The organism is Prosthecobacter vanneervenii (genome assembly GCF_014203095.1).
GTDB lineage: Bacteria > Verrucomicrobiota > Verrucomicrobiia > Verrucomicrobiales > Verrucomicrobiaceae > Prosthecobacter > Prosthecobacter vanneervenii.
Genome location: NZ_JACHIG010000001.1, coordinates 514176 through 539362, shown reverse-complemented (window position 1 = coordinate 539362; position 25187 = coordinate 514176). Strand labels below are relative to the sequence as shown.

Sequence of the window (25187 nt, the reverse complement as noted above, 5' to 3'; positions counted from 1 at the left end):
TCGGAGGCCCAAGCGCCCTACCCGCCTGCAATCACTTCTTCCGCAGCACACGCACACGATGCGTCTCACTATCTCCGATGAAGACGGAGCCGTCGGCATCGCAGTAGATGCCGTGGAGGCGGGCCATCTTGCAGTTCAGAGGGTTGCCATCCGGGCCGTCGCCTTTCTCGCCGGTGCCAGCGATGAGTTCGAGATTGCCGGTCTTTGCATTGATCATGCGCACGCTGTGGCTTTCGGTGTCGGCCAGCCAGGCGTTGCCCTCGGCGTCGATGGAGACGCCCTTGGGGCCGCTGAGGGTGGCCAGCTTGGCGGGGCCGCCATTGCCGCCGAAGCCTTTGGCTCCCGTGCCTGCCACATGGTGGATAATGCCGGCTTTGAGATCGAATTTGAAGACCTGGTTACCTTCGCGGGTGACGAGCCAGAGGTTGCCCTCTTTATCGAAGTCGATGCTGCGCGGGCCTTTCAGCGGAGTGCCTGAGATGGGTGCGCCGTCGGGCGTGGGGCCCGCTTTGCCAGTGCCAGCAAAGGTGCTGATGACGCCCGTCTGCATGTCGATGCGGCGGATGACGTTGTTGCCGATGTCGCAGACATAAAGGCTGCCATCCGGACCAAACTGGATGCTGTGCGGACTCTTGAACTGAGCCTGGGAGGCCAGGCCGCCGTCGCCGCTGTAGCCAGCCACACCTGTGCCGGCAAAGGTGGTGATGAGCTTGGTCTTCATGTCGATTTTGCGAACGGCGTGGTTGGTCATGTCCACCACGTAGAGGTCGCCCCGGGAGTCAAAACGCAGCTCGTGTGGCAGGTTAAAGGTGGCCTGCAGGGCGTGGCCGCCATCGCCGCTGTAGCCCTTCTTTCCTGTGCCTGCGATGGTGCTGATGGTGCCGTCTGCTGCCACGCGGCGAATGCGCTGGCCGGTGTATTCGCAGAACCAGATGGCGCCATCCGGGCCACGCACCACGCCAAACGGATTGTCAATCTGTGCAGCAATGGCAGGGCCTCCATCACCGCTGCCTCCGGCTGTGCCGTTTCCTGCAAAGGTTGAGATGGTCCAATCAGCGGCTGTGGCGCATTGGGCGATGAGGGCAAAGGTAAGTAGGAGGCGCATAGTTGAAGAAGATTAAATGACGATGACGGAGAGGGCACGGAAAGCCAAGCAGGAAATACCTACGTGCAATCAAAGCGCCGTTTCATTGGCACATTTCATCAATCCTGCCAAAATCTCCTCACAACCGCATGAAACCGCTGCTCCTTCTCTCCTGTCTTGCTGTTTTCACCACCGCCCATGCAGCAGTCAGGCTGCCGGCCATTTTCACCGACCACATGGTGCTGCAGCGTGGCATGCCGGTGCCGGTATGGGGCAAGGCCGATCCGGGCGAGGAGGTGACGGTGGAGTTTGCCGGACAGAAGAAATCCACTAAAGCCGATGCCGCTGGGCGCTGGATGGTAAAACTGGACGCCCTGACAGCGAATGATCAGCCGCAGGTGCTGAAAGCAGGCACCGCCACCGTGCAGGATGTGCTGGTGGGCGAGGTGTGGCTGGCATCAGGCCAGTCCAACATGGAGTGGGAAATGCAGATGAAGCCGGATAGCGCTGCAGACATCCCGAAAGCCACGCACCCCAGACTTCGGCTGATTGAAGTTCCCAAGGCTGTGGCTGCCAATCCGCAGGAGGACGTCAAGACTGCCTGGACCCAGTGCACCCCGGCCAGCGCCGCCTCTTTCTCAGCGGTGGCCTATTACTTTGGCCTGCGGCTGCAGGAAGAGCTGAAGGTGCCCGTGGGCATGATCTTGAGCGCCTGGGGAGGAACCCGCATCGAGCCTTGGACGAGCATCGAGGGACTGGATGCCGTGCCTGCGCTGAAGGAGCTGGCTGCAGACATGCACACCAAGATCCCCGGCAGCGACATTTACCGCGCCACCCATGAAAAATACCTGGCGGAGATCGATGCGTGGTCCAAGACCGCGCGTGCTGCGCTGGATCAGAAAAAAGCTGTGCCTGCCTTGCCCAAGCAGCCTGCGGCAGCGCCTTTCAATGAGGTGACTCCGACCTCTCTGTATAATGCCATGATTCACCCGCTCACGCCTTTCGCACTGCGTGGCAGCATCTGGTATCAAGGAGAGTCAAATCATGTGGAAGGCTTTGCCTACATGGAAAAGACCAAGGCGCTGCTGGCCTCCTGGCGTGCGGCCTTCCAACTGCCGGAACTGCCATTTTACTTTGTACAGATCGCTCCCTGGCAATATGGCACTGAGGATGCCGAGATCCTGCCGCAATTCTGGCAGGCGCAGCGCGAGTGCCTTCAGATTCCTCACACCGGCATGGCAGTGATATCCGACATCGGCGAGGTGACCGATATTCACCCCGCGCACAAGAAGGAGGTCGCTCGCAGGCTTTCGCTCTGGGCTTTGGCCAAGGAGTACGGCCACAAGGAGATCGACCCCAACGGCCCGCTGTATGCAGGCTACGCCATCGAAGGCGCGGCAATCCGAGCCAAGTTTGACCATTCCGGCAGCGGCCTGGCCTCGCGCGATGGCAAGCCTCTCTCCCATTTCGAGATCGCCGGGAAAGATGGCGTCTTCCATCCTGCCGAAGCGAAGATCGATGGCAGCAGCATCCTCATCAGCTCCGCCGCTGTGCCGGAGCCGCGCCGCGCCCGCTTTGCCTGGAGCAAGCTGGCCATCCATAATCTGATGAACAACGAAGGACTGCAGGCCACCGCCTTCCACACGCACTGGCCGGTGGATCCCGACATGGGCGACAACCTGGCGCGCGGCTGCACCTGGGAAAGCAGCGACAAAAACACCTATGGCTGGGACACCGGCCTGACCGATGGCTCTGTCGTCGAATATCCTCCAAACTGCTACGCCACAAGCAATAGTGACAAATTTCCGAAACATGTGACTGTGGACCTCAAGAAGCCGAAGCCGGTCAATCTCGTTTGTGTGAGCGTGCCAGCGATCGGTTCCACCAAAACAGTGGCGGTGTCTGTGAGTGTAGACGGCAAGACCTTCCGCGAAGTGGGCCGCCATGCCTTCACCCTTGGCAAAGCCGAGCGCGCCAGAGTCAGCTTCCCGGATGCTGATGCACGCTACATCCGCATCAGCTACCTGGACCACCATGCCAAGCTGGCCGGCGAATATCCCAACACCTTTGCGTTTACCACCGAAGTGGAGGCGTATCATACCAAGTAAGGTCAGGCCAACCAACCAGCCAGCTTTTCCCAACCGACCATGAAACTGACTTTCTGCGGTGCCGCAGGCACAACCACGGGCTCGAAACATCTCATCACCGTCAATGGCCAGCGCATCCTGCTGGACTGCGGCTTGTATCAGGGCCGCCGACAGGAGGCCTTTGAGCGCAATCGTGACTTCCCCTTTGATCCGGCCAAGATCGACGTGGTGGTGCTCTCTCATGCGCACATCGACCACAGCGGAAATCTGCCCCACCTGTGCAAGCGCGGCTTCAACGGCAACATCTTTGCCACTCCTGCCACCCGGGACCTATGCAGCATCATGCTGCCAGATGCGGCACACATCCACGAAAGCGACATCAACTGGCTGAACCGCCATCGCAAGAATGACAAGCTGCCTTTGCTGGAGGCCAGCTACACCATGGCAGATGCTGAACGGTGCATGCGCCAGTTTGTTTCCGTGGGTTACCACCGGCCGATGCTGATCGCAGACGGAGTCACACTGACCTTCATCGACGCCGGGCACGTTCTTGGCTCGGCACAGGTCATTCTGGACATCAATGACCGCGAAACGGGGCGCAAATCCCGCCTGCTATTCTCCGGTGACATTGGTCGCCCAAACAATGATCTCCTCAGTGATCCCGAACCAAGCGAAAAGGTGGACTACATCATCATGGAAAGCACCTACGGCGGGAGGCACCATGAACTGGCCACAGACTCGAATGAGCACATCTGCCGGATTATCCGCCAAATCTTGCAGCAGAAAGGCAAGCTGATCATCCCCGCCTTTGCGGTGGAGCGCACTCAGCAGCTGCTTTACACGCTGGACCAGCTCCGCCATGAAGGCTGCTTTCCGCTCATCCCCACCTTTGTGGACAGCCCATTGGCAGTGAAGGCCACGGAGATCTTCCGGCTGCACGTGGACGAGCTCAAGCCAACGGTGCGCGAAGCCGCATTCATGCGCACAGACCCCTTCGGTTTTGAAGGACTCGCTCTGGTTCGTGATGTGAACGAATCCAAGAACCTGAACAAGCTCAAGGGGGCCGCCGTCATCATCTCCGCCTCAGGCATGGCGGAAACAGGGCGCATCCTGCATCATTTGCGCAACAACATCAGCAATCCGCACAACACCGTCCTCTTTGTGGGCTACTGTGCGGAGCATACCCTGGGCTGGAAGCTGCGGGAAGGACACAAGCATGTGAACATCCTCGGCGATGAATTTGAAGTAAAAGCCGACATTGAAATCCTCGACTCCTTCTCAGGCCACGCCGACCACAACGAGCTGCTTCAGTGGTTTGATCATGTGCAGGGGCCAAAGAGCAACGTTTTCCTGGTGCATGGAGAACCCGAGCGCAGCCAGGCGCTGAAGGTGGCGCTGGATGCCAAGCACTCTGAAAGCAAGGTGCAGGTGGCGGTCATGAACCAGGCGGTGGAGCTGTGAAGTGATGCGGGCATTCCTGCCCGCACGTGCGTTGTGTAATGCTCGTCTTGCAGGCAGGAGTGCCTGCATCACTTGTTAGTTGCCGCTGCTTTTAAACAGACGCTTGAAGAAGTGGCCGACTTCGAGGCCTGTATCGCCAGTCCATTCCCAGGCTCGGCGGGCGGCGCGTTTCACGTCGTCGGCAGCCTTCTCGCCTTTGGAGGCGGGCGGAGTGGCGGGCTCGCCTTCAGCATAACTGGCCAGACCATTGTTCCACTGCTGATGCAGCACAGCACCAGTCTCCGCCGAGATGACGACAAACCCCACTTCTGCCCCATCGGGACCATCGAGAGCCAGGCCCCATTCAGGAGCTCCTGTGGTGGCATTGGCAGCAAGCTGGTAGGCGGCGGTGACAAAATTCACCTTGGCCATGGCCGCATTTTGCTGTGCGATCCTGAGCGCGTCAGAAGAACGGAATTTGATGCGATTAAAGGCAATCGGCTGCGGCGGCACACGAGTCAGCAACTTGCTGCCTGCACCGCTGGCCTTGGGAGCCCAGCCGCTTTTGGCGGAGGTGAGGGTGGAACGCACCAGTTCCCCAGGGCGGAAGGGGTCGCGGGCATAGACAGACCACTGCGTGGGATCCGCCGGGCTGGCGGGAGACTGCAGGAGCACCACTCCTTCGGAGGTGGCGGCACCGTATTCCTGATCAATGATGGTGGCGATCTCGGGATTGGCGTGGCACAGCGAGGCACCAGCCAGCAGCAGACTGAGAATGAGAGAGACTTTCATGATGGGGTAGCTTGGAACTGATACTACGACGCTGTGTTCAATCGCGGCTGCGCAGTTTGGCCAGCAGGCGCAGGATTTCCAAGTAGAGCCACACCAAGGTGACGAGCAGGCCAAAAGCTGCGTACCATTCCATGTGCTTGGGAGCGCCAGCAGCGCAGCCGTTTTCGATGAAGTCAAAGTCCAGGACGAGGTTGAGAGCAGCCAGAATGACAACAAACGCGGAGAAGGCGATGCCGATCACGCCATTGCCAAACAGTCCAGGGATGTGGATGCCAAACATACCCAGCACGAGCGTGGCGAGATAGAAAAGCGCCACTCCTCCTGTGGCGGCCACGATGCCGAGCTTAAAGTTCTCGCTAGGCTTGATCAGGCCCGTGGAATACGCCGCCAGCAAGGCAAACAAGACGCCGCAGGTGAGCACGACCGCCGAGAGAACGATGCCCCCATAGGCTCTTTCATACATGGCGGAGATGATGCCGACGATGATCCCCTTCCCCAGCGCATAAACGGGGGCGAGTGCGGGTGCGGTGGTGGGCTTGAAGGAAATGATCAGCGCCATGACCAGAGGGATGATCCAACCAAAAGTGAGCGCTGAGCCAAACCAAGCAGGCGGATTGCCACTCATGGCCAGCTTCCAGCTCCAACTAGCGGAGGCAACCAGCAGCAGGGTGAGGATGGCTGTTTTAAGAACGGTGCCGTTGAGCGTCATGACGCCATCGGCGGCCAGGCCGGTGCGTGCATTGACAAAGACTTGGTCGTTAAGAGTGGGATTGGTGGAACGCATGATCGTTGAGGCGAGTTTACTGAGGTAGACTAAAAGAGGTTCTGCTGGTTGGTCAATGCGCCACTTTGACGTAAATTTGTCACCGGACGGACGCCTGCGGCAAACTGAACACGCTTCTGCCTACAAAGGATGGAAGCAAAAACCTCCGCCCGGCTTGGCCAGGCGGAGGTCTTGCAGGTGAAAACAAACTCCGTTTTAGAGCCAGTTCCGATGCTGTGATCAGCAAACTGGATCCGCCGCCGCATGGTGCTGCATGGCGGCTCGGACAAAGCCGAAGAAGAGCGGATGCGGGTTGTTTGGCTTGGAGAGGAATTCCGGGTGGAACTGGCAGCCCACGTAGTAGGGATGCGCTGGCAGCTCGATGATCTCGGCCAGATCCCCCTTGGGAGAGGTGCCGGAGATGAGCATGCCCTTCTCCTCCATGAGCTCCTTGTAGTCGGAGTTGAACTCGAAGCGGTGGCGATGGCGCTCGGTGATGGTGGCGCTGTGGTAGAGGTCGAAGGCCTTGCTGCCAGGGACGAGGTCCGTGACCCATGAGCCCAGGCGCATGGTGCCGCCGAGCTGTTTCACCTTCTTCTGCTCCTCCATGAGGCTGATGACCGGGTGCGCGGCCGCCTTGTCAAACTCCGTGCTGGTGGCTCCGGCGAGGCCGCAGACATTGCGGGCAAACTCGATGACGGCGATCTGCATGCCGAGACAGATGCCAAAGTAGGGGATGCCCTTTTCGCGGGCGTAGCGTGCGGAGGTGATCTTGCCTTCTGTGCCGCGATCGCCAAAACCGCCGGGGATCAGGATACCCTGCAGTCCGGCGAGGTAGAGGTCGGGGCCTGCCTTCTCGATGCTCTCGGCATCCACGCGCACGATGTCCACTTTGCAGTCATGGGCGGCACCAGCGTGCGTGAGAGATTCGTAGATGCTCTTGTAGGCATCCTGCAACTCGATGTACTTGCCCACCACGCCGATGCGCACGTGGTGCGTGGGGTGGATGACGCGCTGCACAAAGTTGCGCCAGCGGCTGAGGTCGGGCTGCGGGGTGGTGAGGTTGAGCTGACGGCAGACGTTGTCGTCCAGACGCTCTTCGTGCAGCTTCAGCGGCACCTCGTAGATGGTGTGCTTCACGTCGCGCACCTCGACGACGGAGTCGATGGGCACGTTGCCGAAAAGGGAGATCTTCTCGCGCACGTCGGAGTCCAAAGGGTGCTCGGTGCGGCAGAGGATGATGTTCGGAGCGATACCGATTTCCCGCAGCTTGGCGATGCTCTGCTGCGTGGGCTTGGTCTTCAGCTCCTGGGCGGCCTTGATGTAGGGCACCAGGGTGGCGTGGATGTAGAGCACGTTTCCAGGGCCCACCTCGTGGCCAAACTGGCGGATGGCCTCCAGGAAGGGCAGGCCCTCGATGTCCCCCACGGTGCCGCCGATTTCGGTGATGATGACGTCTCCGCCCATCTTCTCGGTGACTTCCTGCATGCGGGCTTTGATCTCATTGGTCACGTGCGGGATCACCTGCACGGTGCGGCCCTTGTATTTGCCGGCACGTTCCTTGTCCAGCACGCTCTGATACACCTGCCCGGAGGTCAGGTTGTTGAGGCGGGAGAGGTTGGTATGGGTAAAGCGCTCGTAGTGGCCCAGGTCCAGGTCGGTCTCGGCGCCGTCGTCCAGCACGTACACCTCGCCGTGCTCGTACGGGTTCATTGTGCCGGGGTCGATGTTCAGGTACGGGTCAAACTTCTGCATGATGACCCGCAGGCCGCGCAGTTCCAGCAGTGTGCCGAGGGAGGATGCGGCAAGGCCCTTGCCAAGTGAGCTGACGACACCGCCGGTGACAAAAATGTATTTCATGATGCTTCTCGGTTGGAGGTTGTCGGGGCGTTGTTCAAGAAGATTGTTTTTGAAGATGCTTTTCGATGGCCGCTGCCTGCTCGGGAGTGTCCACTCCAGGGGAGAGCTCGTCCGTCAGCACCACCCGAATGCGGGTGCCGTTTTCCACAGCGCGGAGCTGCTCCAGGGACTCGGTCTGCTCCAGTCGGGAGGGCGGCCAGGCCACAAACTGGAAGAGAAAGCTGCGCTGAAAGCCGTAGATGCCCAGATGGCGGTAGCTGCGCGGCCAGGCCTCCGGATTGCGCAGGTAGGGCAGCGGCGAGCGGGAGAAATAGAGCGCATCTCCGTGGGTGTCGAAGATTACCTTCACCACATTGGGGTCGGTGATCTGCGCGGCATCGTGGATCGGCGCAGCGGCAGTGATCATCTTTACGCCGGAATCATCTCGCAGCGTGCGGGCCAGCTCATCGATCAGGACTGGTGAGATGAGGGGCTCGTCTCCCTGCACATTGATGACCACACGGTGGTCGGGGAAGGAGTTTGCCGCCTCGGCGATGCGGTCCGTACCGCTGGGATGATCTGGCGAAGTGAGGACAAATTTGGCACCGAAAGCGGCTGCAGCCTCGGCAATACGGGCGTCATCCGTGGCGATGATCACGTCGTCGATCTGCTTGCAATCCTGGCAGCGCTCCCAGACGTGCTGGACGAGCGGTTTTCCGGCGATGAGGTGGAGCGGTTTGCCCGGGAAGCGGGTGGAACCCCAGCGGGCAGGAATGGCTACGAGAGTGCGTGAAGAGTCGTTGGGTGCCAAGGTGGTGGAGACAGGCGGGTTCCTTTGAGATGACTCGAAAGCGCCTGCGATGCAAGGGAGATTTGGAATTGAGTCTGCTTGTGTCCGCAGCCAAAAAAATGACTCCCCCAGGCAGGCCCGGGGGAGTCATGAGGAAAACCGGAAGACGGTTACTTGACGTGCTGGTTCACCAGCTTGGTCATTTCAAACATGGTCACCTGGCTCTTGCCGCCAAAGACTGCCTTCAGCGCTTCGTCGGCGTTGATGTTGGTCTTCTTGGCCTGGTCCTGGAGACCATGCTGCTTGATGTAGTCCCACAGCTTCTTGGTCAGTTCGCCACGGGAAAGCGGCTCAGAACCGACGACCTTGGCAAGGATCTCATCCGGCTGGACGGGCTTGCTGAGTGCTGGGTTGGGTTTACGGGCGGGTTTGGAAGAGGTTGGTTCAGACATGGGGGGATGAGGCTTGCAGCATCCATGCCCGTGGTCAACCTCTGTGTTCACTGGAATGCCTAAAGAATCTAAAGGGAGACTTTTTCAGGCCTGATAAAGTCATTTTATTTTTAACGTAAAAAAGCCTGCGCTTAAATGATTATCAATTTTTCACACAAAACCTGAGTAGCAGATCATGCGGCTCAATAACGGAGCAAATTTAGGCGCACTTTTTGCAGTCATGCATACAGCCTCACGCGGAAGGAGTGATTTTCCAACGTGCCTAGGCCTATGATTTCAGGCAAATATACTGCGCCAGATCTCTTTACGGCAGCACCATGTAAGAGCCTTCCACAGCTTGTTTTCTATAGCGGCGGCCGTTGTACATGTAGTCCACCGTCAAGGTATTACGATTTTGTTCCTGGATCACCATGGCGGCTGCACCAGCAGTCACATTGCCATTGGTCACGGTGACACCAACGCCACTAGCGGTGGTATAGTTGCCTTGGTCTAGGGCGGCATCGCTCAGCTGGTCGGTGACCTGAATGGAGACTGGCGCGTAAATGGTGCCAGAAGGCACCAGCTTGACGAAGCGGTTTTTGACGTTGCGAGCCTGCTCATTCGGCAGCGAGTAGCGAGCACTGAGCACTTGAATGACGCCAGGGACAAATCCCGGTACTGCCACAGCGGGCGCTGGGGAACCTGCCACTGGCGGAGCGCCCGCCACAGTCCCTGGCATGGGAGCTGGAGGAGGGGCCGCTTCCACCACTGGCATGGGGCGGCGGGTGTTGAGGATCTCAGTGGCCTGAGCCAGCATCTGGTTGCGGGAGTCTGCCGGCACCATGCCTCCGTTGACCATGCCCCCAGAGGGATTAGCGAGGCACCAATCTCGAGTGATGATGGCCTGCTTCACCACCTCCAAGGGGAGGCCTGTCATTTCCATCATCTGCACAGCCTCGCGCTCCTGACGTTGGATCATGGCAGCCTGGGCATTGCCCATCTTGCGTTGCTGAGCTTGGGCAGCTTCGGCAGCGGGGTCGGCCACACCGTATTTGTTACGCACGAAAGGCGGAAGGTCGGACAGGGCAATGGTGGCAAATCCGTCTGCATGCATGATTCGGATTTCGGCAGGTGCCACTTTCATCACCTTGACCTGCTTGTAGGTATGCCCGCTGATGGTCGTGAGAATGGGGTATACATCCTCGGCTTTGACTGTCAGCACACAGGAAAATAACGTGAGGCATGCAAGAAACGTTCTCATAGGGCCCACTTCATCACACCGAGGTATGGCCGTCAAGCGGGGCTTTGCCTAAATGCTGTTCATTTGAATCCAGACCATCTTTGACCTATGGGTGCAGTTTCAATAGCAGGTCTGGACTCTGTGGCACTGCGCGAAGGTCAATGAGGCGAACCTCGGGCGGACAGACAAAGTCTGCGGGAGGCGGCGCAGACAGTAGAATGCGCATGCGGTGAAGCCCTCGCAGCCGTAAGGCGCGGTATTGCTGCTGTAAATTTTCTGCTGTGAGCGGCAAGTCAGGCGGGAAGGCCCAGAGGGCAGAATAGCCGCCACCGGGTTCGTGGTGGATGAGGGAGGTATGGCTGAGAAAGTCCGCCACAGGGCTGCTGAGGCGCGGCCAGCGTAAGAGGAGCGTGTGATTGGCTGAAAGGTAGCCGTCATGCCGGGTCAGGCCGGTGAGCCACTTGGACTTGTAGCGCAGCACTCCGTCATGCAGCGAGGGGCGACTGCCGCCGAGCATGACACGGGTGCAGCCCATCTCCAGGGCCTGCTGCAGCATGAAGACATACATGGCCGCCAGGGCACCATGGCGCAGCAGTTCGTCCGCCTTGTCCTGCCGCAGGCCGTTGACGATGGCGTGGAAGTCGCCGCCGCTGCGATAGACGAGCCCGCCTCCCATTCGCTCCCCCCTCTGTGTAAGCCATTGGATGCCGCCCACACGGTGCACCAGCCGAAGCATGGAGCGTGGCGCCACCTGCACCAGTTCGTTGTGCCTTGTGATCACATAAGGCCGGTAAAAGCGGCTGTAGAAGTCGTCGTACTCCAGGACGTCTCCGACAGAGATGTGGCTGGCAAAGCCCTGCTGACGCACGCGGCGGAAGTCATCGGCCAGCTTGCGGTTTCCACGCAGCAGGGTGGCCACGTCCTTGGGCAGGTGGATGTACGAGCTGATCATGGGCGGCACGGCCAGGGCATCCGCCTGATTGAGGAAAAGGCGTGCAGAGAGATTATTGACAGAGATGAGGGTCAGATCCCCCTCCGGCTGGGAGGTGCGCAGGTGCCTGTCCAGAGACCACACAGGTACGAGCGTGCAGCTCTCCTCCACCGGCTCCACGGCAAAGAAGCGCTGAATGAGATGCGCCGCAGCGTCCGGCCCCACAGCGGCCACACGCAGGCGCACCTCCCGTCCGGTGACGCGCTCGGCACCGCGCAGCAAGCGCACGGGCACTCGCCATTGCAGAAAGGGCAGCAGCAGACGCATGCACCAGATCTGCAGCTTCCGCAGCAGTGCGATGACACGCCCTGAGGCCGGCAACAGAGGCGCTGCCGGTGCGGATGCAGATGGAGGGGCGGGTGTCATGGGATTGCACACCATGTCATATTATGGCATGGTGGAGAGGAGCTGTGCGGAGCCGTAGTGCGCCACAGAGGCCAGCGAGGCAAGCCTCACTTCGGGCGGGCAGGCAAAATCCGCCGGCGGCTCTCCGGGCAGGAGGATGCGGAAGCGGTGCAGGCTGCGTGAATGGAGCCAGGCGTACTGCTGCCGCAGGGTCTCGGCGGTGAGCGGCAGATCGGGTGGAAACACCCACAGGGCGGAGAAGCCATCCCCGTCATGATGAATGAGCGAGGCACGGGTGAGAAACTCCGCCACCGCACCCTCCAAGCGGCACCAGTCTATCTGCATGACCATGTTTCCTGAAACAAAGCCCTCGTGCGCGGAGAGGCCGGTGGCCCACTTTTTCTTGTAGCGGAAGATGCCGTCCTGCAGGGAGGGCAAGGTGCCGCCCATATGCACCTCGGTGCAGCCCAGGCTGGCGGCGGTCTGAAAGGAGAGCACGTAGTCTGAACTCACCGCCCCTTGCTTCAGCAGGTCCATGCAGCCGTCCAGCACGCCGGAGCAGAGCATGAAAAAGCGCCGCCCCTTCACCATGGCGAGACTGCATGCCACACGCACCCCATTCTGGCGCACCCAGAGCAGCAGCCCCTGGCGGAAGAGCATGCGCAGCCGCCAGCGCGGGGTGATGCCCGCCCTGGCACCATGACGCGCTGTGGCAAATGGCAGGTAGTAGCGGTCGTAAAACGCATCAAAATCCTGCGCTGAGCGGCTGATTTCGCAGTCGTATTTCTTGATCCTCACGCGCCGCAGATCCGCGCTGGCGTTCTTGTGGGTGCTGGCATACTCCCGCCAGTCGCAGGGCAGTGTCATCCAGCTGTTCACCCATTCCGGCACCACGATGCCGCGCCCTTTGAGAAACCAGCGTGCGGAGAGGCGGTCCACCCTGACCAGCGTCAGGTCGGCCTCGGGGCGCCAGGCATCCAGCAGGCGCTGCAGCCGCCAGACGGGCACGCGCACCGAGCGCAGCACCTGCGGCTCTGTGGCAAAGAAGTGGCTGAAGATGAAGTCCGAGCCGCCACCCGCGCTGAGCAGCGCCACCGCCCGCCCGCTGCCGGGCGCCGTGCCGCGCAGCAGGCGCACCGGCACGCGCCAGCCGAGCAGCGGCAGCACATACTGCATGATCCAGTGCAGAAAGGACTGCAGAGTCATCTCAAGCCTGTGCCGTGGGGTATTCCAGCAGGGCCTTGATGACCTTGCGATTGGCCACGGCCTTGAATGCGGAGGTGATCTCCCCCACCTGGAAGCGGTGGGTGATGAAGTCTGCGGAGGTCAGCCGCCCTTCACGAATCCACCGGCACAGCATGGCCTGAGACTCCTTTTCGTACCGGCGTGTGGGCCACTGGTGCACGAAGAGGTTGAAGTTGAAGTCGGCTTTCGTTTTGTCGATGTGCAGCACGCCGTGGGTCAGCACGCCGTAGATACAGTGGGAGCCTCCACGGCGCAGTAGCGGCAGGCCCTGCTGCACGATATCGGGGTGGCCCACAGCATCAATCACGGCATCCAGCTTCTTGCCACGGATCTTGGCCAGTTCGCCGATGGCGATGTCTCCCGGGGCAAAGGCGGCGTCAGCGCCAAAGGCCAGCGCCTTGGCCTGCTTGTCGGCATGGCGGTCCACGATGCCGATCCAGCCGAGGCCAAAGAGGCGGCCCAGCTTCACAAAGCTCAGGCCCACAGGACCAGCGCCGTAGATGAGCACGTCGTCTCCGGGCTGCAGATGGAAGTCGCGGAATGCACCGAGAACCTCGCGCCAGGTGCAGAGCAGCACGGCCTGCTCGGGCGGGATGTCGGCGTCCACACGGGTCTGGATCTCAAAGACCTCCACCCAGCCGTGGGCCTCATCCGCCACACCATCGGCCACCATCGCGTCGTGGTCATTGGCCAGGGTGTACTCGCCAAAGCCGCCCCAGCCGGAGTCCACGCCTTCGGTTTGCAGATCAAAGACGAGGCCGCCCACCGCGCGGTCTCCCACCTTGAAGTTCCGCACCTTCTCTCCCACCGCCACCACGATGCCCACGCTCTCGTGCCCGAGGGCAAAGGGAAACTTGTCCTCCATGCCGGGAAACTTCCCCGCGAGCAGCTCGGAGTCTGTGCGGTTGCAGAGGCAGGCGCATTCGGTGCGCACCAGCGCCTGGTAGGGCCCCGGCTGCGGCTGCGGGGTGTCGAGGATGGCGAGTTCTCCAGGGGCGATGGCGATGACGGACTTCATGTGAATGCGCCATCGAACAACGAGGCTCGTGTGTGTGCAAGCGAGGAGATGAAATGCCTTCCTCTGCCGCATGCCCGCCTCATGCAGCGATCTCATCCTTAAGCGGCACCTGCTGCTCCACCTTTCCAGTGCGGGGATCTGGCAGCAGCTCTGGCACGATGCGCGCGGTGCACTGCACGGCCTGGCACTCACAGCCGTCCAGACTCTGACGCATCAGGTCCTCGATCTCCCGGCATAGCACAGACGCATCAGCTCCGGGGCGTGGCACCAGCAGGCACTCGATGGCGGCGGGTGCCGTCTGGCGGAACTGGTAGAGCAGCACGTCGCTGCGATCATCGATGGCAAAGCGGAAACTGTTGCCAAAGAAGGCCTTCTTCTCCGGGGTGTGAAAGTAGTACGTCATGTTGCTGCGGCCATGGATCTCCGTCAGCGTGCGGAAGGGCCAGTGCTCGTGCACCGGGCCGGGGCGCAGGCGGTCATTGATGCGGTAGCGCAGCAGCGGCACGGCTTTGTTGATGAGCGGGGTCACGTAGGCGTGGTCGGAGAGTTCTCCCTCCGCCACGGGGCGGCCAGCCGCGTCCACCGTCTCCAGCACCATCATGTCGTCATGGCAGCAGAGGTGATCCAGCCCGCGCCACTGGCGGGCGATGCTCAGCACCTCCCCGCAGCCGTACATGCTGGAGGGCTCCACGCCAAATGCCTGCCGGCACAGCTCGCGGATGCCGGGGGTCACGGCATCGCCACCGGCCCAGATGTAGCCGCGCTCAGGAGACAGGTGCAGATTCAGCTCTCCGCTGAGCTGGGCCTGAGCCAGACGCCCGAAGACGGAGGAAAAACCCATGAGTGCATCTGGCTGCAGGCGCTGCACCTCCGCCAGGATCTCCGACCACGGAGCCGCCGCATTGATCTTGTGGTAGGTGGAGAAAAGAGAGCCCACCCAAGGCCGTGTGTGCAGCAGCGCGGAGGAGACGGAGGGAGCCTTGCTCATCACGATGGCCAGCACCTTCAGCCGCTTGCGGAAAAATGGCAGGCAGGGCATGGCAGCGCTGTGCGGGGAGTCGCTGTTGCGCACATTCTGGCAGGCGTGGCTGTAGTCCACGGCGGCGATATCGTGCACCACGATGAGGGGCTCGGTGGAGGTGCCGGAGGTGGAGGCCACCAGCCAGCGCCCGTCCTTCACCGTGCCCCAGTTGGCGGGGTCTTTGAGAAAGCGCTGCAGCTCGGCGTAGTGCAGGCGGGAGTCGGGCACGATCTCGTCCCAGTTGTCCCGCAGCAGGCGCTTCGTCATAGGCGGGATGTCGGAGAGGGCGCAGCGCTCCACATCGATCCCCGCCAGATGCCTGCGGTAAAAGGGGCTGACCTGCAGCGCATAGCGCGCCATGGCACGCCACCGCTGCTCCTGCAGCCGCAGCACCTGAGCCCGTGACATAAGCTGAGTTCTCTTGAGATCACGGGTGGCTGACAGGAGGTTGAGAAGGCGGCGCATGCAAGGGCCTGAGCCCCTCTCACGTCACCTATCCAGGGTCAAGAATTCCAATCTAAAGAAATACCCAATCATATCGCGTCGATATAAACGTTTTTAGAGCCTTTATTGATAGGATTGCGTAACTAGGTACTGTGGGAGGCGTGGCTTTATGTTATGCATCTGGCAGCGGCACGTTCTGCTCCACTTTGCCGGTGCGGGGATCTGGCATCAGCTCGCGCACGATGCGCACCGTGCACTGCACTCCGCCACAGCCGGCACTTTCCAGACAGCGGCGCAGATCGGCCTCCAGATCGGGCACCAAGAATGAAGGGCTGATCCCTGGTGAGGACACCGTCAGGCACTCCACCGTAGCAGGTCCGGTCTGGCGGAACTGGAAGGAGGCCACGTCTCGACGCTCATCCATGGTGAAGAGAAAATTCATACCGATGAAGACCCGGACCTCCGGCGTGCGGAAGGTGTAGGCCGTAGTCCCCCGGCCATGCACCTGGGTGAGCGTGCGGAAGGGCCAGTGCTCATGCACAGGACCGAGTCGCAGGCGATCATTCACACGATAGCGCAGCAGTGGCATCGCTTTATTGATCAAAGGAGTGACGTATGCGTGGTCCGCCAGATCGCCCTCGGGGATAGGGCGACCGGCTTCATCTACCGTCTCCAGCACCATCATGTCATCATGACAGCAGAGGTGCTCCATGCCGCGCCACTGGCGTGCGATGCTCAGCACCTCCCCACAGCCGTACATGTTGAAGGGAGTGATGCCAAAGGCTCGCTGGCACTGATCGCGGATGCCAGGTGTCAGCGCATCGCCGCCGCCCCAGATGTAGCCGCCATGCCGCATGTTCAGGTGCAGCTCTCCATTGAGCTGGGCCTGCGCCAGACGCCCCATCACCGAGGAGTAGCCCATAAGGGCGTCCGGCTGCAGTCGTTGCAGCTCCGCCAGGACCTGCTGCCACGGTGCGGCTACATCAATCTGGTGATAGGTAGAAAAAAGCGCGCCCACCCAGGGCCGGGTGGCAAAGAGGCTGGTCGAGGTGGCCGCAGCTTTTGAGGTGACGAGAGCCACCACCTTGAGCCTCCTGCCACCCAGCCGCAGACGCGGCATGGTAGTGGTGCGCGGTGAGACGGAGTTGCGCAAGTTTTGGCTGGCGTGACTATAATCCACCGCCGCGATGTCGTGCACCACCAGTTGTGGTGCGGCCGTGGTGCCCGTGGTGTAGCAGACCATCCAGCGGCCATCTTTTACTTTGCCCCAGTTCGCGGGATCCTGAAGATATTTCTCCAGCTCGGCACGATGCAACCTGACATCTGGCACGATTTCATCCCAGTTCTCAAACAACAGCTCCTTCGTCATGGGCGGGAGATCGGAGAGCTGACAGCGCTCCACATTAATGCCTGCCAGGTGCCTGCGGTAAAAGGGGCTGACCTCGAGTGCGTAGCGCGCCATGGCCCGCCAGCGCCTGTCCTGCAGCCTCAGCACCTCGGCACGGCTCATTAGCTGGGTCTTTTTTAGCTCACGAGTGGCATGCAGAAGATTCAGGAGGCGGCTCATCTAAATGAATACTTACCCTCTGTCATGGCGCAAATGCCGGGTCAAGGAGCAATGCATTAGGAGACTTCTGAAGCGGAATAATTGAGGTCAAATGTGGTCATAGGTGCATCGAGGAGCATGCGAGCGAGAATCCTCCTTGTTCGCAATTCCCGCACACCATCTCACCACATCTGCGCTGGATTCGTGCCCGTTTCTTGCTTTGAAGACATACTGCCCATGTTTCGCACCCTGCTCGACTACCTGCTTTGGCCTCTTCTCCTTGTTGCTGCTGTGATCCCCACCGCCATCGGCATCTCCAGCGGGCACGGGCCTCTGGCATTCAATATCACCTACTTTAGTTTGGCCGCGCTGCTCTATGTATTGGAGCGTGTGCACCCGCATGAAAAGGAATGGCTGGAGTCTGACGGCCAAATGGTGCAGGATTTTGCACACACCGCCTTTACCAAGTCCTTTGTGCAGCTTCTCATCGTCTCAGCCACCGTCATCGGCCTGGCTGATGTGGTAGGCAATGACAGAGGCGGCCCCTACTGGCCCACTCAGTGGCCCATGGCTTGTCAGGTGGCGCTGGGGCTGGTCATCGCTGAGTTTGGTCTTTATTGGGCGCACCGCATCGCGCATGAGTGGATGCCGCTCTGGTATTTCCATGCCGTGCATCACAGCAGCAAAAAGCTTTGGTTTTTCAACACAGGGCGTTTCCATATCGTGGACACTCTCAAGAGCACTATCTTCTCCGCTCCTCTGCTGGCTCTGGCGGGTGCACCTCGGGATATCCTGCTCTGGTTTGGCGCTATCACCGCCTACATCGGCTTTCTCACACATTGCAACATCCAGATGCGCTTTGGCTGGCTCAACTACATCTTCAACACCCCCGCCCTGCACCGCTGGCACCACTCCAAAGACCTGCGTGAAGGAAACAAAAACTACGGCGAAAACCTCATGCTGTGGGATATTATTTTCGGAACGTACTATGATGACACCAAGCGCCGCCCCCCAGTGGATATCGGCATCAAGTCCGCCATGCCCAAGACCTTTTGGGGACAGGTCATCGAGCCCTTCCGCTGGCATAAATTTCAAGCTGCCGCCAAAGATGGCACCACCAAGCATGAACTGATGTGAGCATGCAGGCTGCGCAAAAAAGAGACTCCCGGCATATCGAAACGACTTGCTGCTCACAGCAGCCCATGCGAATCATCGGGCTCTCTGGATACTAAGCGCGCCCGTAGTTCAACGGATAGAATGGTGGTCTCCGAAGCCGCAGATTCAGGTTCGATTCCTGACGGGCGCACCAGAGGAGCATGGCAAGCTAGAAGACAAAGCTCGCCATTAAGCTTGTTTGCAGCTTGAATTTAGAGTCGTGAATTCTGACCGCGCAGACCCGCCGGACAATTCAGGCAAATCAGCCCGATGCGCCAGTGTTAGGTGCTCGGCAGATTTCCCGCCTGCGGCACAAGAAGCTGACTCAGCGCTCTCCAATCACACGTCTGCAACAATTGTGTCCCAAGTTCGGACATACGCTCGTTCTGCGCACTGCTCACACTGGCTCACTCTCCGATCGCCAGTTCGGGGGCTCTAGGTTTGCCCGCTGCAATGGCACGCTGCCGCTGAAGTGATTAACGAAAAGCAGCCACAAGGGTAAGATGGGCCATGCAAGAACTGAGGTTATCATGGCAATCCTGTAAAGAGAGGGCTGTGGCAAGGGCTTACGATTCTTTTACACCCCCACAATTGCCACCCAAATTTTATAGCAAATATTAGGTTTAATGCAAATTAGAGACGCAAATTTGCAAACATTTTGCTTAACCTTTTGACTCCGGCATGAAGAATCACACCTTATCCGCAATGAAATACCTCATTGTCATCGTGTTCCTGGCCCTCGGCGGCATGGGGGTGGCGATGGCTGCAGGCGAGGCTGCAAGCACGGGCACAGTCTCCGTCGCGGTAGGGAAGGTCACCCTGCTGCCAATGGGGGGCGCGGCAGAGACTCCTCTGAAGGTGGGCGATGCCGTCCCGGTGGGCTCAACGGTGAAGACGGGCGCGGCCTCGCGGGCAGTCATCAAGACCACGAAACAGTCCGCCGTGCGCATCGCGGAAAATTCCCAAGCGGTGTTCATGGATCTGGTGGACTCCGACACCGCGCCGAAGGTGCTGGTGGATCTGAAGTCCGGCAGCCTCGGCGCGCTGATCCAGCCGCAGGCGCAGTCCACGATGGATTTTAAAGTGAAGACGCCCAGCGGCATCGCTGCGGCACGCGGCACCATGTTTGCCGTGGCGGTGGAGGACGGGAAAGGCTTTGTGAAAGTGGAGCATGGCAAGGTGGATGTGACCCCCGCCAATGTGAAGAAGCAGCAGCCGCAGATGGGCAAGGTGAACGCCGTGACAGGCAGCGCCACCGAGACGCCCGCAGGCCAGGCCGCGCACCCGCTGAAGGAGGGAGACATCATCGCCGTGGGCAGCACCCTCAAGACGGGCGCGGACTCCAGCGCCACCATCACCATGACGACCACCAGCGCCATCCGCCTGGGGGCCAATGCCGAGGCCGTGGTGGCGGAGATCGTGGAGTCCAAGGAAGAGCCCCGCGTGCTTCTGGACCTGAAGAACGGCACCATCGGCGCGCTGGTAAAGCCGGAGACCTCCGGCAAGATGGACTTTAAGATCAAGACGCCCAGCGGCACCGCCGTGGCCAAGGGCGCGTTTTACTCCGTGTCCGTGGAAAACGGCAAAGGCTACGTGCAGACGAAGGATGGCGAGGTCGTCATCGTGCCGCTGGATGCCGCCTCCACACCCCCTGCCCCGAAGAAGCAATAACACACGCGGATGGCACCGGGATCTCCCAGCACCAGGATGGCGCTCGCCCTTTTTCGGGGCGTGTCGTTATGGCTTTTGTTCAGCGTCTTGGAAATTTCATCGCGGGCGAATCCGACCGGCGGTGTGGTGGTGCAGGGCGGTGCCACCATCGAGGCCAGCGTGCCCGGCCTGACCACGATCCAGCAGCAGAGCGACCGCGCGGTGATCAACTGGAGCAGCTTCTCCATCGGCAGCGGGGAGCGCACGCAGTTCATCCTGCCCAGCGCCACCTCCGCCACGCTGAACCGTGTGCTGGATGCAGGCCCCTCCCTGCTGGACGGCACGCTGACCTCCAACGGGCAGCTCTATCTCATCAATGCCAGCGGCATCGTCTTCGGCCAGGGCGCGGTGGTGGATGTGGCGGGCCTCACCGCCTCCACGCTGAATCTGAGCAACCACGACTTCATGGCAGGAGGTGCCATGACCTACCAGGGCAGCAGCACCGCCGCCGTGAGCAATGCCGGGGCCATCCGCGCCTCCACGGGCGATGTGTTTCTCATCGGCTTTCAGGTGAACAACTCCGGCAGCATCCGCGCGCCGAATGGCACCGTGGGCCTGGCCGCAGGCACGGATGTGCTCATCCAGCCTGTGGGAGACGAGCGCGTGATCGTGCGCAATGCCGCAGGCCCCCAGCGCGGCACCGGCGTGAGCAACACCGGCCTCATCCAGGCCAACGTGGCCGAGCTGAAGGCGCATGGCGGCAATGTCTATGCGCTGGCTATTCAAAACACCGGCCGCATCGCCGCCACGGGGGTGACACGCCAGGGCGGGCGCATCCTGCTGAGTGCGGATGGCGGGCGCATCCAAAACACCGGCAGTCTGGTGGCACGCAGCGCCTCCGGCAGCGGCGGGCAGATCCGTGTGCGAGCAGGCAGCGGCGGCAGCGTGGACCTGGGCGGGCGTGTGGATGTGAGCAGCCGCACCGGCAGCGGAGGCCGCATCGATGTGGAAGGCGGAGAGATCACCGTGCGCCGCGCCATCGTGGTGAATGCGGACGGCGAAACCGCAGGCGGCGAGATCAGCATCGGCACCACGGCAGGCACGATGAGCACGGTCATCGAGGGAAGCATCAGCGCCAGCAGTACGGGAGGTTCGGGTGGCGTCATCCGGCTGGGCGGAGAATCCCTCACACTCGGCGGCAGCGCGCTCATTCAGGCAGACGGTGCCACGGGCGGCGGCAGCATCTTCGCCGGAGGCGGCGTGCAGGGGCTGGATGCCAGCATGGTCAATTCCACCCAGGCGCAGATCCAGTCTGGTGCGGTGCTATCTGCCAATGCCACCCGCAGCGGAGATGGCGGCACGGTGGTGGCCTTTGCCAGCGGGCAGCTCAGTTTTGCCGGCAGCCTGCAGGCACGCGGCGGCCTCACAGGCGGAGACGGCGGCCAGGCGGAGCTTTCAGGCAAGCAGGCGCTGGTGCTGGAGTCCCTCACCGGCAGCGTGGACCTCAGCGCCCCGCAGGGAAAGGCGGGCAGCCTGCTGCTGGACCCGAATGATATTTTGATCTCTGATTGCGTGGTAGGAAATACCATCACCAGTCCCGCCCAGGCCAATACCCTGCGCGCCTCGGACATCTCCTGCTGGCTGGACCGGGGCTGCGGCAATCTCATCATCCAGACCAATGTGAACGCCACCGGCGGCTCTGGCAACATCACCCTCGCGGGCCTCATCCACTGGAGCTCCCACGCCTCCCTCACCATCAATGCGCAGCAGGATTTCATCATGACCACGCAGCACGGCGGCACGGGACTCATCCAGGCCACGGGCAGCGGCAGCGTGACGGTGAATGCCGGGCGCAGCATCCAGATCCAGGCTGGCTCGGAGATCCTGACCTGCGCGGGAAATGTCACCCTCAATGCCAACCAGGGCGCGGCCAGCTACTGCGGCGACTTCCGGTCCATCGTCATCGGCGGGCAGGTCATTTCGCATTCTGGAAACATCACTCTCACAGGCCGCAGCGGCGGCACGCAGACCGTCGCCATCCTGCTGGACAATGACGGCTCCATCACCGCAGGCGGGTTCGGCGTGGTGTCACTTCATACCACTGGAGGCAGTGTGGTGGCACAGGGTGCCATCACCTCCTGGGGGCTGAAGCTTCAGGGCGCGGATGACTTCTTCCTCACCAGCACGGCCAATGCGGTGCAGACTATCAGCAGCATCGGCACCATCGGTTCCGTGCAGATCATCAATACCCTGGGCCTCACCGTGGGCAGCATCGGGGCGGACAGCGGCCTGAGCGCGCTGGGCGGCATCAGCATCATCACCACGAATACCGATCACATCCGCGTGAATCAAAACCTCACCTCCCAGGGCGGCATCATCACGCTCACCGGCTTTGGCATCGAGGTGAATGGCAGCACTGTTTCCAATACCGGCAGCGGCTCCATCTACCTGAATGCGCAGCGGGAGATCCATGTGAACTCTGGCGCCAGCATCTCCGTGGTGGACGGCCTCATGAAGCTGGACGCCAACCAGCAGCCCGCGCCCACGGGTGGAAACTTTGCCGGCATCGTGCTGGACAATGCCACGCTCACCACCTCCGGCGCGGGGGCCATCATCCTCAGCGGTCGTGGTGGAGACACGGGAGATGGCAATGTGGGCATCCTCATGCAAAACGGGGCCACCATTCACTCCACCTCCACAGCGGCCGGTGCAGGCGGCATCTTCATGCAGGGCACCACGGGCGGCGGCGGCAGCGGGAATCACGGCATCTCCTTGCAGGATGCGGGCACCGCCATCACCAGCGCAGGCGCACAGATCCAGATGGGCGGCAGCGGTTCTGGCAGCGGCACGGACAATGCAGGCGTGGCCCTCGGCGCAGACACCGCCGTGACGAGCCCCGCAGAGATCCTGGTGCTGACAGACACCGTGGCCATCTCCGGCGCAGCCAGCGTGGGCGGTGGCGGCACGCTGGAGCTGCGCACCGTCTCCGCAGGCACCACCATCGGCCTGGGAGATGGCGCGGCGGGCACGCTCCTGATCGACAGCGCAGGCATCGGCGCGCTCTCCGGCCTCAGCCACATCACCATCGGTGCGCCCACCTCCGGCTATGTGGACGTGCGCGCCACCACCTGGCATGCGCCGCTCACCATCCAGACGCTGGGAGAGATCGCCGTCAGCGGGCAGATCATGGACCTGGGCGGCAGCGTGACGCTCAGCGGCTCCAGCACGCTGCTGTGCGCAGACATCACCACCGCAGGCGGGCAGATCATCATCAGCTCCCCCCTCACCCTCGGCACCAGCGCCACGCTGGACACCACCAATGGCGGCGCAGTCCCCGCCGGGGCTGCCATCACGCTGGGCGGTGTGGTGTATGGCTCGTTCAATCCCACGGCGGACCTCACGCTGAATGCGGGCACGCAGGGCGCGGTGGCGCTGCAGGGCGGTGCGGGGCAGGCTGGCGCACCCGTGCACGCGCTGGGCCTCACGGGCGGCACCCTCACCGGCGCGCCGCAGATCTACGCGCAGAGCTTCACCGCCACCTTCAGCGGCGTGATCGATCTCTCCCACCTCACAGCGTCCTCGGCTTCCATCACCGGGCGCTCTGGAGACGACACCATCCTCCTCTCCCAGGTGCCCGCCAGCCTCACGGTCAACGGGGCCGCAGGCAATGACACACTCAGCTTTGCCGCCGCCACCGGCCCGGTGACCCTCAGCGCCGACAGCCTCACCAGCATCGAGAGCGTCATCGGCTCCGCCAGCCTGGCAGACACGCTCATCGGCCACGCAGCGGGTGGGAATGTTTTTCAGATCACCGCGCCCAATGCAGGCACGCTCGGCACGCTGCACTTCAGCTCGTTTGAAAACCTCAGCGGCAGCAGCAGCGGGGTGAACCAGTTTGTCTTCCTCAGCCAGGCCAGCCTCAGCGGCCACGTGGACGGCGTGGGAAATCCGCAGGCTGTGCTCATCGTGGACGACAGCAACCTGCAGACCGGCCAGACCTACACCATCACCTCCTCCCAGATCAGCGTGGCGGGGCGCATCTACTTCTTCCAGGGCATCAACACCATCGGGCTGAATCTCGGCGCAGGAAATGACACCACCTCCACCAGCTTTTACACCTTTGCGCAGAATCTCAGCGGCGGAGGTGGAAACAACCAGCTCCTGGTAGATGGCACCACGGTGCTCACCAGCCCGCTGACCAAGCCCGGCTTTGGCACCATCACCACCACGGGCTTTGCCACCAGTGCGCCGGGCGCACCGCCCAAGATCACCAACGTCTTCCTGCAAAACTACGTCTTCATCCCCACCTCCCTGCTGGCGGGCTCCACGCAGACGAACAACTACAACACCACCTCCATCGCAGGTGCCTTTGGCGCGGGTGGCGTGGGGGCCGTGGGCGCGCAGATCGCAGGCAGCGTGCTGGGCGGCGGCACGGGCGGCATCTCCTCCTTCTTCAGCAGCGGCGGCAGTGCGCTCGGCTCCGTGGGCGGCGGCGGTCCTGCCAGCCTGGGACTGCAGGCCCAGATGAACTCCAGCACCTCCGCCACGGTGGAGCGAGAACTTAACCTGAGCTTGGGCGGAGACGGCACCGTGCGCCTGCAAAATGGCGGCGGCCTTCTCAGCATCGAGCCCGGCATCGGCGCAGCCAGTTCCAGCTCCGTGGCGCAGCTGGAGGCCAGCATGAGCCTGCTGGCGCAGAGCGAGCTCTCTCTGGGGGCCATCGGCCACGCCGAGGCCCCGCTGACTCCGCAGGGCGGCGCGCAGTCCATCGATCTCGGTTCCCCGCTGCCCTCTCCCGGCGTGCAGCAGTACCTCTCCCGCGCGGCCAGTCCCCGGGCCTTCAGCACGCTCTTCCTCGCGCTGGGGGGTGATGGCACCGCACGGCTGGAGTATGGCGCAGGCAGCATCACCATGGAGGTGAATGACCGCCCCGTGCCGCCCGCCATCGAGAGCAGCCTCAGCGCCAGCATCTCCCCCGGCTCCTTTGGGGAGCTGGCCCACGCCCTGGGGGCGCAGGGGGAATACCACCTCGTCCCCGCGCAGGGCCTGGCGCTGATGGACGCCGCAGGCAGCCCCGCCCCGTCTGAGGTGCAGGCCCTCCTCCGTGCGCAGCTGGCAGGCGTGGCGGAGGCGCGGCTCTCCGGTGCCCTAGGCGGAGAGGGCACCGCGCTCGTCCTGCCAGAAGATGGCATCCAGCACACCGCGCTGGATGGCGTGCCTTCCGGACCCTTTGTAATCCTCAAGCTGCAAAACGCCACCACACCGGAAAGTGTGATGGAACTCGACAGCGCGCTCCGCTGATGCGT

At 61.8% G+C, this 25187-nt stretch carries 17 protein-coding genes and 1 tRNA gene; 6 read left to right on the top strand and 12 right to left on the bottom strand.

Annotated features, from left to right (window positions below; translation table 11 throughout):
* Positions 1–31: 31 nt before the first annotated feature.
* Entirely contained in the window at positions 32–1105 is a 1074-nt protein-coding gene (locus HNQ65_RS01910; RefSeq protein WP_184337778.1) for an NHL repeat-containing protein, read from the bottom strand.
* Positions 1106–1233: 128 nt separating this feature from the next.
* Here HNQ65_RS01910 and HNQ65_RS01905 point away from each other — a divergent pair, with 128 nt between their 5' ends.
* Together HNQ65_RS01905 and HNQ65_RS01900 are read left to right on the top strand one after the other, a co-directional pair.
* On the top strand, positions 1234–3192 hold the full coding sequence (locus tag HNQ65_RS01905; protein WP_184337777.1) for a sialate O-acetylesterase: 1959 nt from the start codon (positions 1234–1236) through the stop codon (positions 3190–3192).
* 39 nt (positions 3193–3231) lie between these two features.
* Positions 3232–4632 carry an MBL fold metallo-hydrolase RNA specificity domain-containing protein gene (locus tag HNQ65_RS01900; protein ID WP_184337776.1) on the top strand — a complete coding sequence of 467 codons (1401 nt, stop codon included), beginning with the start codon at positions 3232–3234 and terminating at the stop codon, positions 4630–4632.
* Between the two features lie 75 nt (positions 4633–4707).
* Here the strand turns inward: HNQ65_RS01900 and HNQ65_RS01895 are convergent, their stop codons facing one another.
* From HNQ65_RS01895 to HNQ65_RS01845, 11 genes are all read right to left on the bottom strand, one after another.
* On the bottom strand, positions 4708–5403 hold the full coding sequence (locus tag HNQ65_RS01895; RefSeq protein WP_184337775.1) for a hypothetical protein: 696 nt from the start codon (positions 5401–5403) through the stop codon (positions 4708–4710).
* Between the two features lie 37 nt (positions 5404–5440).
* The gene (locus HNQ65_RS01890; RefSeq protein ID WP_184337774.1) at positions 5441–6187 is read right to left on the bottom strand and encodes a Bax inhibitor-1/YccA family protein; all 747 of its coding nucleotides are present in this window, start codon (positions 6185–6187) and stop codon (positions 5441–5443) included.
* Between the two features lie 219 nt (positions 6188–6406).
* The gene (locus HNQ65_RS01885; protein WP_221306015.1) at positions 6407–8026 is read right to left on the bottom strand and encodes a CTP synthase; all 1620 of its coding nucleotides are present in this window, start codon (positions 8024–8026) and stop codon (positions 6407–6409) included.
* A gap of 34 nt (positions 8027–8060) precedes the next feature.
* Positions 8061–8816 (bottom strand): 3-deoxy-manno-octulosonate cytidylyltransferase, encoded by a 756-nt coding sequence (kdsB, locus tag HNQ65_RS01880; protein ID WP_184337773.1) that lies wholly within the window; start codon positions 8814–8816, stop codon positions 8061–8063.
* Between the two features lie 149 nt (positions 8817–8965).
* On the bottom strand, positions 8966–9247 hold the full coding sequence (locus HNQ65_RS01875) for an SWIB/MDM2 domain-containing protein (protein WP_184337772.1): 282 nt from the start codon (positions 9245–9247) through the stop codon (positions 8966–8968).
* Positions 9248–9551: 304 nt separating this feature from the next.
* A complete protein-coding gene (locus tag HNQ65_RS01870; protein ID WP_184337771.1) occupies positions 9552–10448 on the bottom strand; it encodes a hypothetical protein in 897 nt (298 codons plus the stop codon).
* Between the two features lie 124 nt (positions 10449–10572).
* Positions 10573–11823 (bottom strand): hypothetical protein, encoded by a 1251-nt coding sequence (locus HNQ65_RS01865; protein ID WP_184337770.1) that lies wholly within the window; start codon positions 11821–11823, stop codon positions 10573–10575.
* A 21-nt stretch (positions 11824–11844) separates the two neighbouring features.
* A complete protein-coding gene (locus HNQ65_RS01860; protein ID WP_184337769.1) occupies positions 11845–13008 on the bottom strand; it encodes a hypothetical protein in 1164 nt (387 codons plus the stop codon).
* Between the two features lies 1 nt (position 13009).
* Positions 13010–14065, bottom strand: a complete 1056-nt coding sequence (locus tag HNQ65_RS01855; protein ID WP_184337768.1) for a zinc-dependent alcohol dehydrogenase — start codon at positions 14063–14065, stop codon at positions 13010–13012.
* A gap of 79 nt (positions 14066–14144) precedes the next feature.
* Complete coding sequence (locus HNQ65_RS01850) at positions 14145–15494, bottom strand: phenylacetate--CoA ligase family protein (protein ID WP_184337767.1); 1350 nt, start codon at positions 15492–15494, stop codon at positions 14145–14147.
* A 208-nt stretch (positions 15495–15702) separates the two neighbouring features.
* Positions 15703–17097, bottom strand: a complete 1395-nt coding sequence (locus tag HNQ65_RS01845) for an AMP-binding protein (protein WP_184337766.1) — start codon at positions 17095–17097, stop codon at positions 15703–15705.
* Between the two features lie 216 nt (positions 17098–17313).
* Between HNQ65_RS01845 and HNQ65_RS01840 the strand changes: the two genes are divergently transcribed.
* The 4 genes from HNQ65_RS01840 to HNQ65_RS01825 all read left to right on the top strand — a co-directional run bounded on the left by HNQ65_RS01840 (position 17314) and on the right by HNQ65_RS01825 (position 25182).
* Complete coding sequence (locus HNQ65_RS01840; RefSeq protein WP_184337765.1) at positions 17314–18213, top strand: sterol desaturase family protein; 900 nt, start codon at positions 17314–17316, stop codon at positions 18211–18213.
* Between the two features lie 97 nt (positions 18214–18310).
* Positions 18311–18385: transfer RNA gene (locus HNQ65_RS01835), tRNA-Arg, on the top strand.
* 551 nt (positions 18386–18936) lie between these two features.
* Positions 18937–19902 (top strand): FecR family protein, encoded by a 966-nt coding sequence (locus HNQ65_RS01830; protein ID WP_184337764.1) that lies wholly within the window; start codon positions 18937–18939, stop codon positions 19900–19902.
* A gap of 87 nt (positions 19903–19989) precedes the next feature.
* A complete protein-coding gene (locus HNQ65_RS01825) occupies positions 19990–25182 on the top strand; it encodes a beta strand repeat-containing protein (protein ID WP_184337763.1) in 5193 nt (1730 codons plus the stop codon).
* Positions 25183–25187: the final 5 nt, after the last annotated feature.